The sequence below is a fragment of the Streptomyces sp. NPDC050703 genome (assembly GCF_040654435.1).
In the GTDB taxonomy this organism is placed as follows: domain Bacteria; phylum Actinomycetota; class Actinomycetes; order Streptomycetales; family Streptomycetaceae; genus Streptomyces.
The window spans coordinates 51,138-68,555 of sequence record NZ_JBFAHX010000028.1 but is presented as its reverse complement, the minus strand read 5'-3'; the positions used below and the strand labels follow the sequence as shown (position 1 = coordinate 68,555).

13 protein-coding genes and 1 pseudogene are annotated in these 17,418 nt (G+C 72.6%); 7 read left to right on the top strand and 7 right to left on the bottom strand.

All coding sequences use genetic code 11. The features are described 5' to 3' along the window. The first annotated feature begins 64 nt into the window (after positions 1-64). Entirely contained in the window at positions 65-1,267 is a 1,203-nt protein-coding gene (locus AB0I16_RS24315; protein WP_363251627.1) for a serine hydrolase domain-containing protein, read from the top strand. A gap of 15 nt (positions 1,268-1,282) precedes the next feature. Here AB0I16_RS24315 and AB0I16_RS24310 read toward each other — a convergent pair whose 3' ends face one another. The 4 genes from AB0I16_RS24310 to AB0I16_RS24295 all read right to left on the bottom strand — a co-directional run bounded on the left by AB0I16_RS24310 (position 1,283) and on the right by AB0I16_RS24295 (position 6,842). Then, a complete protein-coding gene (locus tag AB0I16_RS24310) occupies positions 1,283-2,473 on the bottom strand; it encodes a spermidine/putrescine ABC transporter substrate-binding protein (RefSeq protein ID WP_363251625.1) in 1,191 nt (396 codons plus the stop codon). A gap of 82 nt (positions 2,474-2,555) precedes the next feature. After that, complete coding sequence (locus AB0I16_RS24305) at positions 2,556-4,964, bottom strand: MXAN_6230/SCO0854 family RING domain-containing protein (protein ID WP_363251662.1); 2,409 nt, start codon at positions 4,962-4,964, stop codon at positions 2,556-2,558. Between the two features lie 50 nt (positions 4,965-5,014). Further along, positions 5,015-5,182, bottom strand: a complete 168-nt coding sequence (locus AB0I16_RS24300; protein WP_363251664.1) for a hypothetical protein — start codon at positions 5,180-5,182, stop codon at positions 5,015-5,017. A 220-nt stretch (positions 5,183-5,402) separates the two neighbouring features. After that, the gene (locus AB0I16_RS24295; RefSeq protein ID WP_363251624.1) at positions 5,403-6,842 is read right to left on the bottom strand and encodes a gamma-aminobutyraldehyde dehydrogenase; all 1,440 of its coding nucleotides are present in this window, start codon (positions 6,840-6,842) and stop codon (positions 5,403-5,405) included. A 163-nt stretch (positions 6,843-7,005) separates the two neighbouring features. Here AB0I16_RS24295 and AB0I16_RS24290 point away from each other — a divergent pair, with 163 nt between their 5' ends. The 6 genes and pseudogenes from AB0I16_RS24290 (at position 7,006) to AB0I16_RS24265 (ending at position 13,791) form a co-directional block, all read left to right on the top strand. Next, on the top strand, positions 7,006-7,554 hold the full coding sequence (locus tag AB0I16_RS24290; protein WP_363251623.1) for an Lrp/AsnC family transcriptional regulator: 549 nt from the start codon (positions 7,006-7,008) through the stop codon (positions 7,552-7,554). Continuing rightward, on the top strand, positions 7,539-8,918 hold the full coding sequence (locus AB0I16_RS24285) for an aspartate aminotransferase family protein (RefSeq protein WP_363251622.1): 1,380 nt from the start codon (positions 7,539-7,541) through the stop codon (positions 8,916-8,918). Before AB0I16_RS24290 ends, AB0I16_RS24285 begins: the two co-directional genes overlap by 16 nt. Positions 8,919-9,196: 278 nt before the next feature. Continuing rightward, positions 9,197-9,868: pseudogene (locus AB0I16_RS24280) on the top strand (ATP-binding cassette domain-containing protein); the annotation flags it as partial. A gap of 1,037 nt (positions 9,869-10,905) precedes the next feature. Then, positions 10,906-12,075, top strand: coding sequence for a hypothetical protein (locus AB0I16_RS24275; RefSeq protein WP_363251621.1), 1,170 nt, complete (start codon positions 10,906-10,908; stop codon positions 12,073-12,075). Between the two features lie 121 nt (positions 12,076-12,196). After that, positions 12,197-12,601, top strand: a complete 405-nt coding sequence (locus AB0I16_RS24270; protein ID WP_363251620.1) for a VOC family protein — start codon at positions 12,197-12,199, stop codon at positions 12,599-12,601. Between the two features lie 38 nt (positions 12,602-12,639). Then, on the top strand, positions 12,640-13,791 hold the full coding sequence (locus AB0I16_RS24265) for a Rossmann fold nucleotide-binding protein (protein WP_363251619.1): 1,152 nt from the start codon (positions 12,640-12,642) through the stop codon (positions 13,789-13,791). A 37-nt stretch (positions 13,792-13,828) separates the two neighbouring features. Here AB0I16_RS24265 and AB0I16_RS24260 read toward each other — a convergent pair whose 3' ends face one another. From AB0I16_RS24260 to AB0I16_RS24250, 3 genes are all read right to left on the bottom strand, one after another. Next, the gene (locus tag AB0I16_RS24260) at positions 13,829-14,632 is read right to left on the bottom strand and encodes a maleylpyruvate isomerase family mycothiol-dependent enzyme (protein ID WP_363251617.1); all 804 of its coding nucleotides are present in this window, start codon (positions 14,630-14,632) and stop codon (positions 13,829-13,831) included. Between the two features lie 92 nt (positions 14,633-14,724). Then, the gene (locus tag AB0I16_RS24255; RefSeq protein ID WP_363251616.1) at positions 14,725-15,753 is read right to left on the bottom strand and encodes an ABC transporter ATP-binding protein; all 1,029 of its coding nucleotides are present in this window, start codon (positions 15,751-15,753) and stop codon (positions 14,725-14,727) included. Continuing rightward, positions 15,753-17,363: an iron ABC transporter permease gene (locus tag AB0I16_RS24250; protein ID WP_363251661.1), complete on the bottom strand. Its 1,611-nt coding sequence runs from the start codon at positions 17,361-17,363 to the stop codon at positions 15,753-15,755. The genes AB0I16_RS24255 and AB0I16_RS24250 overlap by 1 nt, the downstream gene beginning before the upstream one ends. Between the last annotated feature and the right edge of the window lie 55 nt (positions 17,364-17,418).

Sequence of the window (17,418 nt, the reverse complement as noted above, 5' to 3'; positions counted from 1 at the left end):
TCCACGGCGTCCGCGTGATCAACAGGATGGGAGGACCGACCCGCGAACCGATCCTGGAGTCACCGTGCAGCTCGCCGCCCGCGCCGCCACCGCCGCCGCCCTCGTCCTCGGCCTGACCGCGGCCGCGGCCGTCCCCGCGTTCGCGCGGCCCCCGGCCCCGCCCGCCACGGCGGCGGTGTCCCAGGCGGCGGACCCGGCCGGCACCACCCGGCAGGGACTCGACCGCAAGGCCCTGCGCCGGGCGATCGAGTCCCTGCCGAACCCCGACGCGACCGCCGCGCTGGTGCGGGTCGGCGGCGCGGACGGGACCTGGCGCGGCAGCTCCGGCGTGCACGACCTGGTCACGCACCGCAAGGCCGACCCGCACGGCCGGTTCCGCGCCGGCTCCATCACCAAGATCGTGACCGCGGCCGTGGCGCTGCGACTGGCCGCCGAGGGCAGCAGCCTCGACCTCGACGCCCCGCTCCAGCGCTACATGCCGGAGCTGTTCGAGGACGAGGGCAGCGGGAGTGACAAGGAATTCGACCCCATCCCCGTCCGTACGCTGCTCAACTACACCAGCGGCCTCAAGTCGGGCGACGGCTTCGACGACGAGTTCGCCCACCGCTACGACACGCTGGACCCGCGGACCGTCGTCGCCTCGGCCATCGCCAAGGGCCCCGAGCACGCTCCCGGCGACGAGCAGCACTACCGCAACATCGGCTACACCGTCCTCGGCCTGCTGATCGAGCGCGTCACGGGTGACTCGTACGCCCATCAGGCGGCCCAGCGGATCTTCGGACCCCTGGACATGGACGACACGTACTTCCCCGGCACCGATCCCCGCATCCGTGGCCCGCACAACCGCGGCTACCAGGCGGTGAAGCGGGCCGACGGCACCACGCGCCTCGTCGACGTGACGGAGTGGAACCAGTTCGACCGCTTCGCGGCGGGCGACATGATCTCCTCCACGGCGGATCTGGAGACGTTCACGCGGGAGCTGTTCGACGGCTCGGTGGTGCCGCGGCCGCAGCTCAAGGAGATGTTCACGTTGCCCCGCCTGGCACCGGGCGCTCCCGAGCCCACCTTCGGGGCGGGACTCCAGCACATGGAGGTCGGCGGCCGGGACGTCTGGCTGAAGACGGGCGCCCGCCACGGCTACGTGAACATGATCGCCGCCACCGAGAACGGCTCCCGCACCCTCGTCTACTCCGTCAACGCGACGGACGCGAAGGGCCAGGGCATGAACCCGGTCGCGGAACGCGTCGCGAGGGCGGCACTCGGCTGAGCCCCACCGTGCCGTCTACAGCCCCGCCAGCGCGTTCCACCGCTTCGCGAACTCCGGGCGTTCCTCGGACGTGATGTCGCGCGCGATGGCGAGGCGTGCGCGCATCGCGTCGTCCGGGAAGATCAGGGGGTCCTCGGCGAGGGCGGCGCGTTCCCCGTCCTTGGCGGAGGCGAGGACGTCGCGGGCGGCGGGGACCGGGCAGACGTAGTTGACCCAGGCCGCGAGTTCCGCCGCCACCTCGGGCTCGTAGTAGTGGTCGACGAGCTTCTCGGCGTTGCGCTTGTGGCGGGCCAGGTTGGGGATCATCAGGGACTCGGCCCACAGTTCGGCACCCTCCTCGGGGACGACGAACTCGATGTCGGGGTCGTCCGCCTGGAGCTGGATGACGTCGCCGCTGTAGGCCTGGCAGGCCAGGACGTCGCCGCCGGAGAGGTCCTTGATGTAGTCGTTGCCGGTGAAGCGGCGGATGTGGTGGCTGTCCACCAGCCTCTCGACCCTGTCGCACATCCGGTGGAAGTCGTCCGCCGTCCACGTGCGGATGTCGACGCCGTCCCCCTGGAGGAGGAGCGCGAACGCCTCGTCGAGGCCGGAGAGGAGCGTGACCTTGCCCTTGAGGTCATCGGCCCACAGGTCGGCGACCTGCTTGATCTCGCGGCCGACCTTCCGCTTGTTGTACGCGATGCCGGTGATGCCCGACTGCCAGGGCACGGTGTGCTTCCGCCCCCGGTCGAAGTGCGGGGACCGCAGGAGCGGGTCCAGATACCTGGTCACGTTGGGCTGGTGCGCCCTGTCCATCTCCTGGACCCAGCCCAGACGCACGAAGCGCGCGCACATCCAGTCGCTGATGACGATGAGGTCGCGGCCGGTCTCCTGGTGGTTCATCAGGGACGGGCTGATCTTGCCGAAGAACTCGTCGTTGTCGTTGATCTCCTCCGTGTAGCGGACGTCGATGCCGGTCCGCTTCTCGAAGGCCGCCAGTGAGGGGCGCCGTGAGGTGTCGTCGTCGTCGGTGTCGATGTACAGCGGCCAGTTCGCGAACGTCAGCTTCCTGTCCTCGGCGGAGCGGTCGTCCGCCGACCGTTCGTCCGGTGCGATGTAGGCGGCGGGCACACCGCACCCCGCGAGCGTGCCGAAGGCCGTGGCACCGCCCAGGGCTCGCAGCAGGGACCGGCGGGAGACGGAGGAGGCTGTGGGGTTCGCTGGCACCCCGGCAGCATGCGCCTTCGCGCCCCCGCCGGACAATGGACGCTGCGTCGAGCCCGGCGTGCCTGGGCCGACACCCTGTCGATCACCCCGCCGCCGTACGGCCCGGTGCCGGTTCCAGCCGGGCCGCCAGGTCCCCCGCGGTGACCCGCTCCAGCGGCGCGGCGTCGACCGGGCCCGGGTAGAGGCGGTACACCGTGCCGGAAGCCGCCGTCGCCGCCTCGGGCAGCTCGCCGTGCAGGAGGGCGAGGAGCGCCCGGCGGCCCGTCAGCTCCGGTTCGGCGCGCAGGGCGTCCGGCTCCCAGGCGTCGCGGACGCGCAGGGCGAAGTCAGCGCGGGGCTCGTCGGCGGCGCGGCGGTAGCCCCACAGGACGTGGCCGCGGCCGCGGACGAACACGTCCCCGTCGGTGCGGGCCGCCGCCGTCCAGCAGGCGAGGTCCCAGAGGGTGGCCCGGCCGCCCGGCTGGAAGACGTCGAGCAGGTCGTGGCCGACGTGGGCGAGCCGCCTGCGGTGGCGCCACACGTCGTGGTTGCCCTCGGACGTGGCGAGCGTGACGTCCGCCCACCAGGCGCGGCGCGTGCGCAGGTCGACGACCATCGGCACGCGCAGCCGCGCGTTGCCCGCGAGGTCGAAGCGCTGGCGGATCGTCCGCGGGTCGTAGCGGACCCGCTTCTCGCCCCGCACGGCCATGAACCCCGCGAAGGCGTCCGGCAGTTCGTCGAAGGGCACGTCGTTGTACGAGATGACGGCCGGTACGGCGAACCGCACCCCGGTGGCCGCGAGCCGCGGCAGGTCGAGGTCCAGGTACTCGGTGGCGCCGTGCGGGGCGGGCGCCGACGTGAGGTCGCCGGAGTGCCGGGCGGCGCCGCCGGCGTACTCCAGGTGCGTGTAGTCGCAGAGGCCGATGAACCGCCACAGGTCGTCGTAGAGCGCGACGGACAGGTCGAGGTCGACGCGGGTACCCCTGGGCTGGAGCCAGTGCAGGAAGAGCCGCACGGTCTCGCCGTCCGCGGGCATGGGCAGCGAGCTGCCGCGCGGCACAGCGACCAGCGAGGCGGCGGAGGCCCGCTCGGCGAACGGTACGGGCAGGTCGGCGAGCGAGGCGTCCAGGACGGCCACGTCGTACCGCCCGCCGTCCCGCTCGGCCAGGCGTCGCACGGCCTCCGCCGCGATCAGCTCACCGGCGCGGCTCGCGACGCGGGAGGGCAGTGGCGGCCGGTGGTCGTCGACCGCGTACGCCTTGGTCACCCGCCCGCGGGGGAAGAAGACGCGGCGGTGCCCCGGCACGGAGCGGATCTTGAGCCGGCCGTACGCGCCGAGCAGGGGCCCGGGGGCGGCGCGCGGCAGGGCGCGGGCGAGCGCGTCGCCGACCGGCTCGGGCAGGGTCGTGGCACCGGAGCGGGCGAGGAGCAGGTCGAGGCGGCGCAGGAGTTCGCCGGGGCGCTCGCCGAGCAGCCCCGCCGCGGCCGTGGTGTCCCAGCGGCCGAGCGCCTCCTCGACGCGGCTCTGCCAGGTGACGACGCGCAGCCGGTCGCCCACGAGCCGGACGCAGGCGTGCCGCGCCGCTTCGGCGAGCAGCGTGCCGCCGAGGCGGGAGTCGTCGAGCCGTGTCCCCCGCAGCACGGCGAAGGCGAGGGCCACGCGCGCGTGGCGGCCCGCCTGCTCGAAGGGGTGCAGGATTTCACCTGCGCGCTTCCACGCGCGCGGGTGGCGTGCCATGTCCTCCGCGAGGCGCCGGAAGTCGAACCCGTCGAGCAGCGCGAGGAGTTCGCGGCGCACGGGACGCGGAAGGCCGCGCAGGCGCGGGATGCCGAGCAGGTCGGGGTCGCCCCCGGAGCGTACGACGAGGAGGCGCAGCACGTCCGTGGCGGTGTCCGCGTACCGCGCGACCAGCGGCCGGGTGGCCGCGTCGTCGAGCAGCGGGGCGAGTGCGAGCGCCTTGCTCTCGCGCAGCGGGATCTCGGCGGGGAGCCAGTCGGCGGCGTCGGCGGGGCGCACGGTGCCGAGGAGCAGGACGAGGTCGTCGTGGTCCCGCGGGTCCAGCGGCGTACGGCGGGCGAGCAGCGCGGCGAGTTCGGCCGCGGCGTCGCCGGGCGCGCCGAGGCGCAGGGGACGCAGGACGTCGCCGCCGTCACCGCCGCGGCCCGCCCCGGTGTCGATCCAGGGGTCGGTGGGCCCCTCGGTCTCGTAGCGCTTCTCGCAGATCGGGCAGGCGTACCACTCGCAGCACGCGTCGCAGCAGCCCCAGATGTCCTTCTTCTCGCCGCGGCAGTCGTCGCACACCAGGTGGGCGCAGGGCCTGAGCGCACGCACGCGTGCCGTGGTGCGCGCGCAGTTCATGCAGGGCTGGTGCGGCTGGGCGGCGAGGTGCTCGACGACGACGGAGGTGTAGCGGCCGTACGCCGCCTCGTACGCGGTCTCGGCGGGGAACCGCGCGAACAGCGGGGCGTGGCGCCGGTCGGAGCCCATGAGGGCGTCGACGTCGGCGAGCAGCCCGCGGCCGGTCGCCGCGAGGCCGTCGGCGGACAGCGCGGTCAGCGCGGTCAGCGCAGCGGGGCGGTCAGCAGATGTCCGCGGTCGGCGAGTTCGGCTTCGAGGACGACGACGCCCGCGTCCGTCACGGCGGACCGCCCCTCGCCCTCGGGGACGTACACGCTCTGGCGCCGGCGCAGCAGCAGCCCCGCGAGCCCGTCGGCCGTCGACGTCACCATCTGGTCCCACCCCCGTGGCGCGGAGAGAAGCGGGGGCGGGAAGTGGGTGCGCTACGGCTCTTTTCGCATAAGAAGGAAGAAGGAAGCACACCGCGGAGCCGCCCCCGCGTACGCAACGGTACGCGGGGGCGGCCCGGTGGTCACCCGGATTAAGGCGCCGCGGGTGCGCCCGCCAGGGGCGCGGGGAACCGCGAAGACGACGCCGCGCCGCGCGAGGCGGCTAGCCCTCGATGGACGTCATCACGTGCTTGATGCGCGTGTAGTCGTCGAAGCCGTACGCCGAGAGGTCCTTGCCGTAGCCGGACTTCTTGAAGCCGCCGTGCGGCATCTCGGCCACGAGGGGGATGTGCGTGTTGATCCAGACGCAGCCGAAGTCGAGGACCTTGGACATGCGCATCGCGCGCGCGTGGTCCTTGGTCCAGACGGAGGAGGCGAGCGCGTACTCGACGCCGTTCGCGTACTCCACGGCCTGCGCCTCGTCCGTGAAGGACTGCACGGTGATGACGGGGCCGAAGACCTCGTTCTGGATGATCTCGTCGTCCTGCTTGAGGCCGGAGACGACGGTCGGGGCGTAGAAGTAGCCCTTTTCGCCGACCCGCCGGCCACCGGCCTCCACGCGCGCGTGCGCGGGCAGCCGGTCGATGAAGCCGGAGACCTGCTTCAGCTGGTTGGCGTTGTTGAGCGGGCCGTAGAGCACGTCCTCGTCGTCCGGCATGCCGGTCTTCGTGTCGGCGGCGGCCTTGGCGAGCGCCGTCACGAACTCGTCGTGGATGGACTCCTGCACGAGCACGCGCGTGGCGGCCGTGCAGTCCTGGCCGGCGTTGAAGTACCCGGCCATCGAGATGTCCTCGACGGCCTTGGCGATGTCGGTGTCCTCGAAGACCACGACGGGCGCCTTGCCGCCGAGCTCCAGGTGGACCCGCTTGAGGTCCTTGGCCGCGGTCTCGGCGACCTGCATGCCCGCGCGCACGGAGCCGGTGATGGAGGCCATGGCCGGGGTCTTGTGCTCGACCATCAGGCGGCCGGTGTCGCGGTCGCCCGTGACGACGTTGAAGACGCCGGGCGGCACGATGGAGCCGATGATCTCGGCCATCAGGACGGTCGACGCGGGCGTCGTGTCCGAGGGCTTCAGGACGACGGTGTTGCCCGCGGCGAGCGCCGGGGCGAACTTCCACACGCCCATCATCATCGGGTAGTTCCAGGGGGCGACCTGCGCGCAGACGCCGACCGGCTCACGGCGGACGATGGAGGTCAGGCCCTCCATGTACTCGCCGGCCGCGCGGCCCTCCAGCATCCGGGCCGCGCCCGCGAAGAAGCGGATCTGGTCGACCATGGGCGGGATCTCCTCGGACCGCGTGAGCCCGGTCGGCTTGCCCGTGTTCTCGACCTCGGCCGCGATGAGTTCCTCGGCCCGCTCCTCGAACGCGTCGGCGATCTTGAGCAGGGCCTTCTGCCGCTCCGCGGGCGTCAGGTCGCGCCACGCGGGGAACGCGTCGGCCGCGGCCTTCATGGCGGCGTCCACGTCGGCCTGGCCCGACAGCGGCGCGGTCGCGTACGCCTCGCCGGTCGCCGGATTGATCACCTCGGTGGTCCGTCCGTCGGCCGCGTCCCGGAATTCTCCGTTGATGTAGTTGCGCAGACGGCGCAGCTCGGTGGTCACTTCCGGCCCTCCAAGTCAGATGTCCAGTGGATGAGACATCCACACTAGTCGCTGCACCGACGCTTTCAACATACCCAGCGCGCCAGAACTGCGGATTCCGTGACTCCAAGAGGCCAAGACAACGAATTTCATCGGTTCGACCTTGCGGAAGTGACGAGACGTCGTGCAGAGTGAGGGTGTGGCCAGTCGCAGCGCAGACCCCAGCAGCAGCCCCCGCGGCTCCCGCACCGGAAACCCGGGCGGCAGCACCGGTGGGAACGGCACCCCTCCCGTGGACGCCGTGTCTCTGGCGATCATCGAACAGCTCCAGGAGGACGGACGCCGCCCGTACGCCGCCATCGGCAAGGCCGTGGGCCTCTCCGAGGCGGCCGTGCGCCAGCGCGTCCAGAAGCTGCTCGATCAGGGCGTGATGCAGATCGTCGCCGTCACGGACCCGCTCACCGTGGGCTTCCGCAGGCAGGCGATGGTCGGCATCACGGTCGAGGGCGACCTCGATCCCGTCGCGGACGCGCTGACCGCCATGCCGGAAGCCGAGTACGTGGTGATGACCGCGGGCTCGTACGACCTCCTGGTGGAGATCGTCTGCGAGGACGACGACCACCTCCTGGAAGTCATCAACAAGCGCATCCGCGCCCTCCCCGGCGTGCGCTCCACCGAGAGCTTCGTCTACCTCAAGCTCAAGAAGCAGACCTATATGTGGGGAACCCGATAGCCGTGAGCAAGGACCTCAGCCAGACCGCCTACGACCACCTGTGGATGCACTTCACCCGCATGTCGTCGTACGAGAACGCGCCCGTTCCCACCATCGTGCGTGGCGAGGGCACCTACATCTACGACGACAAGGGCAAGAAGTACCTGGACGGCCTCTCCGGCCTCTTCGTCGTCAACGCGGGCCACGGCCGTCACGAGCTCGCCGAGACCGCCTACAAGCAGGCGCAGGAGCTGGCCTTCTTCCCCGTGTGGAGCTACGCCCACCCGAAGGCCGTCGAGCTGGCCGAGCGCCTCGCCGACTACGCGCCGGGCGACCTCAACAAGGTCTTCTTCACCACCGGTGGCGGCGAGGCCGTCGAGACCGCGTGGAAGCTGGCCAAGCAGTACCACAAGCTCACCGGCAACCACACGAAGTACAAGGTCATATCCCGCGCGGTCGCCTACCACGGCACCCCGCAGGGCGCCCTGTCCATCACCGGCCTGCCGGCCCTCAAGGCCCCCTTCGAGCCGCTGGTCCCCGGCGCGCACAAGGTGCCGAACACCAACATCTACCGCGCCCCGATCCACGGCGACGACCCCGAGGCCTTCGGCCGCTGGGCCGCCGACCAGATCGAGCAGGAGATCCTCTTCGAGGGCCCGGAGACCGTCGCCGCCGTCTTCCTGGAGCCGGTGCAGAACGCGGGCGGCTGCTTCCCGCCCCCGCCCGGCTACTTCCAGCGCGTGCGCGAGATCTGCGACAAGTACGACGTGCTGCTCGTCTCCGACGAGGTCATCTGCGCCTTCGGCCGCCTCGGCACGATGTTCGCCTGCGACAAGTTCGGCTACGTCCCGGACATGATCACCTGCGCCAAGGGCATGACCTCGGGCTACTCCCCGATCGGCGCGTGCATCGTCTCGGACAAGATCGCCGAGCCGTTCTACCAGGGCGACAACACCTTCCTGCACGGCTACACCTTCGGCGGCCACCCCGTGTCGGCCGCGGTCGGCATCGCCAACCTCGACATCTTCGAGAAGGAGGGCCTGAACCAGCACGTCCTCGACAACGAGGACGCGTTCTACCAGACCCTGCGCAAGCTCCTGGACCTGCCGATCGTCGGCGACGTCCGCGGCAACGGCTTCTTCTACGGCATCGAGCTGGTGAAGGACAAGGACACCAAGGAGACCTTCAACGACGAGGAGACCGAGCGCGTCCTGTACGGGTTCCTCTCCAAGGCACTCTTCGAGAACGGCCTGTACTGCCGTGCCGACGACCGCGGCGACCCGGTCGTCCAGCTCGCGCCGCCGCTGATCTCGAACCAGGACACGTTCGACGAGATCGAGGGCGTCCTGCGGCAGGTCCTCAGCGAGGCGTGGACCAAGCTCTGACGCGGGGGCGCGCCCGGCTCTGACGCCGGCGCACGGGCTCCGTCACCGCGCATCACGTGCGTCCCGTGCGTCCCGTGCGTCACGTGCCGTGAAAATCCCGCGATGGAGTGATCCGCATCGGCCCCGGGGGCACCCGTTCGAGTGAGAACGGGTGCCCCCGGGCCGCGTCGTTTCCGGGCAGGTCCGCCCGAATACCTAGCGTGCCCAGTGACCGATCGGCCCCGCCTTCGTTCCCCCCGTGCGTGGGAGTCGAGCTGATCTGAACCGAGGTGTACGCCATGGTGGCCCCGCCGGACAGCGACGTGCTGTGGGCACGCGCACTGCACGTCACACACAACGGCTCCCCTGCCCTCACCGACGTCTCGCTCGGTGTCGGCGAGGGAGAGATCCTCGTCGTCAACGGCCCGCGCGGCAGTGGAAAAACGACTCTGCTGCATGTTCTGTCGGGTCGGCTGCGGCCCCAGGAGGGCGAGGTCTGGTTCGACGGCGGCCCCCTCCACTCGATGCGCTCACGCGCGCGTGAGCGGCTGCGGCGCGAGCGCTTCGGCTGGATCGAGTCGACGCCCCAGCTCGTCCCCGAACTCACCGCCTGGGAGAACGTCGCGCTGCCGCTGATGCTGCGCGGCGCGCCCCACCGGGAGGCCAAGGCCGCGGCCCAGGAGTGGCTCGACCGCCTCGACATCGGCAAGTGCGCCAGGAAGCGGCCGCACGCCCTCCGCCAGGCGGAGCGCCAGCGTGTCGCCGTCGCCCGCGCGCTGATCACCGCGCCGTCCGTGATCTTCGCCGACGAGCCCACGGCGCCGCTCCACCACGCCGACCGCACGCATGTCCTCCGGACCCTGACCACCGCGGCCCGCTCGCACGGCATCACGGTCGTCCTGACCACGCACGACACGGAGGCGACCCCCCTCGCCGACCGCACCGTGACACTGCTGGACGGGCGGCGCGTGGGGGCCTGCGGACACGGACGCGGGAGCGTCCCGACCCCAGAGGCTGCCGGGGCCTCCACGGCCTCGGGGGCCGCGGAGGCTTCGGCCGGCGAGGCTGGCGAGGTCGCTGCGGCCAGCAAGGTCTCTGAGGCTGGCGAGGCCTCTGCGGCCGTCCACGCCCCTCAGCGCGCCGAGAAACCTGAAGCCGTCAAAGCCGTTGAGGCCGCCGAGAACCCTGCAGCCGTCACAGCCGTAGAGGCCGCCCAGAATTTTGCGACCGCCAAAACCGTAGAGGCCGCCCAGAATTTTGCAGCCGTCGCAGCCGTTGAGGCCGCCGAAAATCCTGCGACCGCCACAGCAGTGGAGGCCGCCAAGAACCCTGCGACCGCCACAGCCGTAGAGGCCGCCGCGAGGTCGGACGACGCCGAGAGCTCGGGAGTCCCTGCGACGACGTCGGGAGCTGACGTGACGCCAGAGGCCGCCAAGGCCCTGCCGTCCTCCGCCTTCCCGAAGGCCTCTGAGACCACAGCGGCCGAAGTGACACCGGAGGCCCCCGCACCCCCGGAGGCCCCCGCGGCCTCGGAGGCCCCCCCGGCCTCGGAGCCCGCCGAGGCCCCCGTAGCCGCTGCACCCCCCGAAGCCCCCGAAGTCCTCGAAGCCACCGACAGCCCGGAAGGCGGCGAAGCCCCAGGCTCAGGTACTCCCGCAACTCCCGCGAGTCCCGAAGCTCCCGCCGCCTCTGAGGCCCCAGACACTCCCGACACCGCCGAGGCTCCCACAGCCCCGGGGACCCGCAAGCCCCGCCAAGCCCCGGAGGCCCCAGAGGTTCCAGAGGCCCCAGAGGCTCCTAGGGCCCCCGGCAGCGCCGACGCCGCAGTCAGCGCCAGTACCGGCGGCCCCACCGGCCCCACCGGCGTCGGCGAAACCAGGAGCACCCAGGCAGGCACAACGGGCCCAGCCTCGACGCCTGCCCCGGCCCCGGCACAGGCCCCGGCACAGGTCCAGGCCCAGGCCCAGGCCCAGAACAGCACCGCCGCCGGCAGGGAAGGCCGGGCCACGTGCTCGCTCTCCGTCTAGGCCGCCGCGCGCGCCCGCTCGTCCAGTTGCGGCGGCTGTTCGTGGCCACCGCGTCCGCCGGTACCGGCTTCCTGCTGCTCTGCACCCTGGCGTACGCCATGGAACACCCGGGCGCCGGCGCCTTCGCGCGCCTCGCCTGGTGCGTCGCACCCGTCACGGCGTCCGTCTACTTCGCCGTCGCCGTGGCCCGTACCGACCCGGGCACCAAGCCGCGGGCCGGCCTCTCCCGGGCCGGGCTCGGTCCCGCCCGCCTGACGGTGCTCGCCGCCATCTCTACGGCCGTGGCCTGCGCGCTCGGCTCCATGGTGGCGCTGCTCGTCTTCCTGCACCTGCGCGGCGACCTGTCGGGGCTGCCCTTCGACGGCGCCGCCGCGGGACTCCTCGCCGCCAAGCTGCCGCTGCCGCTCGGCGCCGTCCTGACCCTGCTCACCGTCGTCCCCGTCACCGCGTCGGCCGTGACCGCCCTCGCGCTGCGCCCGCGCCCCGCCAAGGGGAGCGCCACCAGCGAGGACGCGCGGGCCGACGAGCCGTCGGACACCCCCGCCCCGCCGCCCGGCGGCCTGCCGTGGGGCATCGCCGTACTGGCCGCGGGCCTCGCTGTGGAGACGTACGCGGGCCGCTCCCCCGGCGGCTCCGGCTTCCGGCTCCCCGGGGGCGCCGCGGGCAATCCGGCGGGCGTCCTCGGCGGCTGGGCGCTGACCGCGCTCGGCCTCGCACTCGCCGGGCCCGGCCTCACCTACCTCTGCGGCCGGCTGCTCCAGGCCGCGAGGCCCGGCGCGGTGCGGCTGCTCGCGGGGCGCGTCCTGCAGGAGGAGGCGCGCCGCATCGGGCGTCCGCTCGGCGTGCTGTGCGCGGTGGCGTCGGGCGCGTACGCCTCGGTCGTCCTGTACGCGGAGCCGCGCACCGGCGTCGGGCCGCTCACGGCGCTCGGCGCGCTGCTCGTCACGGGGTGCGCCGTGCTGACCCTCGCCACGGCGGCCGTCGAGACCCGGCAGTCCCGTACGCGGACCACGCAGACGCTGCTGCGGTTCGGCGCGCCCGCCACGGCGCTGCGCGGCTCCGCGGCGCTCCGCGCGGCCGCGCTCACCGCCCTGTTCGCCCCTCTGACGTGGGCCGTCGCGGAGCTGGCCGCGCTGCCGCTGACCCGCTGAGCACGCGGGCGGGAGCGCGCCGAGAACTCGTACGAAAAAGATATGCGCCGAGCGATAAGTTCTGTGCCGAACGGACGTCCAAGTCTTCGTACAGCACACACACTTACCGGGAGAGACGCTCATGTACCAGCAGATGATCTTCGTGAACCTCGCCGTGAACGATGTCGCCGCGTCGAAGAAGTTCTTCACGGACCTCGGGTACACCATCAACCCGCAGTTCTCCACGGACGACTGCGCGTGCGTCGTCATCAGCGACACGATCATCGCGATGATGCTGAGCAAGCAGCGGTACGCGGACTTCACGCAGAAGGAGATCGCGGACTCCACGAAGACCAGCGAGACACTGCTCTGTCTGAGCGCCGAGAGCCGCGAGAAGGTCGACGAGATCGTGGACAAGGCGATCGCCGCGGGCGGCACGGCGGGCAGGGTCCAGGACTACGGCACGATGTACGGCCGTGCCTACGACGACCTGGACGGGCACACCTGGGAGATCATGTGGATGGACCCCTCCGAGGTGCAGGGCTGACCCGTTCCGCCCCGAGTGGTGCTGCTTAGCATGGGCGGATGCAGCCGACTTCCGAACACGCATCCGTCACGCGGCAACCCGGCGACGACCGCGAGATCGAGACCCTCGTCGAGTTCGACGAGGTCTGCGCACGCGGGGCGCTCGCCGGGAGCCGCGTCCAGGCCGTCGACCTGACGGAGCGCACCGCCGCGCTGATCGCCGCGGACGTCACGGACGCCGTCTTCCTCGGCTGCCCGATGGACGAGGAGGCGGCGGCGAAGGTCCGGGCCTCGGGCGCGCTGGTCTTCCCGCCGGTCCCCGGGCTGCCGTTCAACCCCTACCGTGGCCTGCTCTACTCCCCCGACGACCTGTTCGCGGGCCTGACCGACGGGGGGTACGAGGCGACCCCGGACGCCCACGCCTACGAGTGGTTCCAGCGCACCAAGGCCGACGGGGACGTCCTGTCGTCGATGCTCCGCGCCATACACGACGACTCCATCTCCGACGCCCTGGACGAACTGCTCGCCGACGCGCGGGTGGTGGGCGTGATGGGCGGCCACGCGATGGAACGCGGCACGGACGCCTACGCGGGCGCGGCGCGGCTCGGCCGCTCGCTGGCCCGCGCGGGGTTCACGGTGGCGACGGGCGGCGGCCCCGGCGCGATGGAGGCGGCGAACCTCGGCGCGTACGCGGCCGTCTTCGACGACGCCATGCTGGACGAGGCGCTCGAACTCCTCGCCAAGGCGCCGTCGTTCACGCCGTCGGTGACGGAGTGGGCGCGCGCGGCCTTCGCGGTCCGCGGGCTTTGGCCGGCCGGCGGCATGTCGGTCGGCATCCCCACCTGGTTCTACGGCCACGAGCCGCCGAACGCCTTCGCCTCCCACCTGGGCAAGTACTTCGCCAACGCCACCCGCGAGGACGGTCTCCTCGCCCGTTCGAACGCGGGTGTGGTCTTCCTGCCGGGCGCCGCGGGCACGGTGCAGGAGGTCTTCGACAACGCCACCCCGAACTACTACGAGTCGCGCGGCGAGCCCACCCCGATGGTCCTGGTCGACCGGGCGCACTGGACGGAGCACCTCCCGGTCTGGCCCCTGCTGCGGTCACTGGCCCGCGAGAGGCCGATGGAGTCCCGTATCGCGCTGGTCGGCACGGTGGAGGAGGCGCCGGGCGCGCTCGCCTCGCTGCTCTCCGGCCGCGCCGAGCCCGCGTAGGACCGGCGCGGACGACGGCTTCGTGGCCGCGCGGTGCTCAGCCGAACGTCGCGCGCTCCAGCCAGAAGTCGAGCAGCTCGCGGTCCCCGACGACCTCGACCTGTCCGCCGTCCACCGGCCGCCGCCGGTAGAAGGCGAGCAGCACCTCGGTGAGCGGTCCGCGGAGCGCTACCGCGGCCTTGGCATGGCCGCGGCGCCAGGTGAAGCCGTCGTCCCCGAACTCGATGAGCCACTCGGCGTCGAGGCCCTCGGGGGCGTCGGTCGCGTGCAGGTGTATGGAGCCGCGCCCGGCGCCCTTGAGCTCGGCCGCGCTGTCGTCCGGGACGAAGCGCTGGATGAACCGCACGATGTCCAGCCACTCGTCGATCGCGTCGGCGGCGATGTCCGGCGCCACCTCGTAGGCGACGCCCACGGCGATCGCGGCGTCCGCGCGGTGGATCGCCAGCTCGTGCGTCATACGCCGCGCCCAGAACCCGGCGGTGTGGTCGCCGGTCCACGACCACGCGGAGGCGTCGGCGCCCGCGTCGCGGAACGACTTCGTGGTGATCGCGGCGGCCTCGGCCAGCCAGGCGTCGAGCGCGGCCGGGTCGTCGCCCTCGGGCCCGCCGCCCTCGGGCACGTCCTCGTGGGGAATGTTCTCCTTGGCGCGGGTGGTGACCAGCCGCTCGCTCCAGCGCAGCGCGCCGCCCGAGTGCCGCGCGAGCTGCGCGAGCGTCCAGTCGGGGCAGGTCGGCACTGTGGCGGAGAGGTCGGCACCGTTCAGCGTGGCCCTCAAAAGGTCTGTCTGGCGGGCGACTTCGTCGCAGTAGCGGTCGTGACTCAGTGGCATCGGGGTCGTCATGGCTCGAACTTTAGAGCGAGCCACGTCCAGTGGCATCCAGGTTTTCGGCGCGCCGGAGCGGAGTCTCCACCTCCGCCCTGCCGGGCCGGCACTCACCCCAGGACGACGACGTCCTCCGCGTCGAACGCGACCTCCACCCGCTCCCCCACCTCCGGCGCCTCCCGCAGCGGGCACGCCGCCTCCAGGCGCGGCCCCTCCTTCGGCTGGAGGTGGACGGCGACATGGGTGCCGCGGAAGGTCCGTGCCGTCACCTCGCAGGGCAGGCCCTCGTCGACGGGCACGAGCCGTACGCCCGCGGGGCGCACGAGGATGCGGCACCGGCCGGCCGGCGTGCCCCGCGGGACCGGGACCCTGCCCCACACCGTCTCGGCGTCCCCGCCGGAGACCGTCGCCTCGGTGACGTTGTCGAAGCCGAGGAAGCGGGCCACGAACTCGTCGGCCGGGTGCTGCCACACCTCAAGGGGCGTGCCGGACTGGGCGATCCGCCCGTCCCGCATGACGACCACGCGGTCGGCCAGCGCGAAGGCCTCGCCCTGGTCGTGCGTGACGGCGAGCACCGTCGTGCCCAGCTCATCGAAGAGCTCCCGCAACTCCACGACCAGGCGCTCCCGCAGCGAGCGGTCCAGCTGTCCGAGCGGCTCGTCGAGCATGAGGAGCCGGGGCCGCGGCGCGAGGGCGCGGGCCAGCGCGACCCGCTGCTGCTCGCCGCCGGACAGCGAGGCCACCGCGCGCCGCTGCGCCTGCGGCAGCCCGACGAGTTCCAGCAGTTCGGCCACCCGGTCGGCCTGTTCGCCCCGCGACGCGCCGCGCATACGGAGGCCGAAGGCGACGTTGCCCGCCACGTCGCGCTGCGGGAAGAGCTGGTGGTCCTGGAACATCAGGCCCACGCCCCGCTTGTGCGCGGGCACCCCGCGCTGGTCACGTCCGTCGAGCTCGATCCACCCGGCGTCGAGCCCCTGGAGCCCGGCGACCGCCCGCAGCAGCGTCGACTTGCCGCTGCCACTGGGGCCGAGTACGCACACGATCTCGTGCTCGGCGACCTCCAGGTCGACGGCGTCGAGCGCGGCCCGCGCCCCGAAGCGGACCGTCGCCTCCCGCAGGCTCAGCAGGGGCGTCGTCATCAGAACTCTCCCGTGGTGCGGTCGGCCCGAAGGCGTTCGAGAAGCAGCAGGGACACCGCGCACACCACCATGAGGATCGTGGAGAGTGCCATCGCCTGCCCGTAGTTGAGGTCACCGGCACGGCCGAGCAGCCGCGCCACGGCGACGGGCAGCGTCGGGTTGTCGGGCCGCGCGATGAACACCGTCGCCCCGAACTCGCCGAGCGACACCGCGAAGGCGAACCCCGCGGCGATCAGCAGCGCGCGCCGCACCATGGGCAGGTCGACCTCCCGCCACACCCGCAGCGGAGAGGCGCCGAGCACGGCCGCCGCCTCGCGCAGCCGTCCGTCCACCGCGCGCAGGACGGGCAGCATGGTGCGTACGACGAACGGCACGCCCACCAGCGCCTGGGCGAGCGGCACCAGTATCCAGCTGGCCCGCAGGTCGAGCGGCGGTTCGTCGAGCGTGATCAGGAACCCGAAGCCGACGGTCACCGCCGAGACGCCGAGCGGCAGCATGAGCAGCGCGTCGAACCCGCGTACGAGACGGCCGGCACGCCGGGTGAGTGCGGCGGCGGCGAGTCCCCCGATGACCACGGCGATGGCCGTGGCCACGAGCGCGTACTGGAGCGAGTTCCCGATCGCCTCGATCGGCGGTACGAGGAAGGCGCCGCCGTCCGCCGAGGTCAGCTCGCGGTAGTAGGCGAGCCCGAAGCCGTCGGGCCCGGCGAGGGAACGCTGGATCAGCACCCCGAGCGGCAGCAGGATCAGCACCGCGACCGTGGCCATGACCAGGCCGAGCAGCGTCCACTGGCCCGCCCCGCGCGGGCGGCGCGCGACGGTGGCGGCGTCCACGAGCTTCAGCGCGCTCTCGCGCCGCCGCACCGTCCACGCGTGGACGCCGAGGATCAGCCCGACCGCCGCGAACTGCACGAGGGTCAGGACGGCGGCCGTGGGGAGATCGAGCAGTTGTGCGGTCTGCCGGTAGATCTCCACCTCCAGCGTCGAGTACGCGGGCCCGCCGAGGATCTGCACGACGCCGAAGGAGGTGAAGGTGAAGAGGAAGACCATCAGCGCCGCCGCCGCGACGGCGGGCCCGAGGGCGGGCAGCGTCACCGTCCGCCAGGCGGTCGCGCGTGAGGCGCCGAGCATCCGCGCGGCCTCCTCCTGCCGCGGGTCGAGCTGGGACCAGAGCCCGCCGACGGTGCGGACGACGACCGCGTAGTTGAAGAAGACGTGCGCGAGGAGGATCGCCCACACGGTGGTGTCGAGCCGCACGCCCCACAGCTCGTCGAAGAGCCCGCCCCGCCCGATCAGCGCGAGGAACGCCGTCCCGACGACCACCGTGGGCAGCACGAACGGCACGGTGACGACGGCCCGCAGCACCTGCTTGCCGGGGAAGTCGAAGCGCGCGAACACATACGCGCCGGGGAGCGCGATCAGCAGCGTGAGCGCGGTCGACGCGAGCGCCTGCCAGGTGGTGAACCACAGCACGTGCCGGATGTCGGACTGCCCGAGCACCTCCGCGATCCGCCCGAACCGCCAGACACCGTCGATGTGCAGCCCGCGCGCGACGATCGCGGTGACCGGGTAGGCGAAGAAGAGCGCGAAGAACGCGACGGGCAGGGCCATCAGGCCGAGCCGCGCCGCGCTCCCCCTGCGCGCCTGCGCGCGGGACCGTGACGTG

Bases quoted from the DNA above. Each gene is read 5' to 3' on its own strand.
- AB0I16_RS24300 (WP_363251664.1), bottom strand. From the start codon at position 5,182: ATGGTGACGTCGACGGCCGACGGGCTCGCGGGGCTGCTGCTGCGCCGG.
- AB0I16_RS24270 (WP_363251620.1), top strand. From the start codon at position 12,197: ATGTACCAGCAGATGATCTTCGTGAACCTCGCCGTGAACGATGTCGCC.
- AB0I16_RS24265 (WP_363251619.1), top strand. From the start codon at position 12,640: ATGCAGCCGACTTCCGAACACGCATCCGTCACGCGGCAACCCGGCGAC.
- AB0I16_RS24260 (WP_363251617.1), bottom strand. From the start codon at position 14,632: ATGACGACCCCGATGCCACTGAGTCACGACCGCTACTGCGACGAAGTC.
- AB0I16_RS24255 (WP_363251616.1), bottom strand. From the start codon at position 15,753: ATGACGACGCCCCTGCTGAGCCTGCGGGAGGCGACGGTCCGCTTCGGG.
- AB0I16_RS24250 (WP_363251661.1), bottom strand. From the start codon at position 17,363: ATGGCCCTGCCCGTCGCGTTCTTCGCGCTCTTCTTCGCCTACCCGGTC.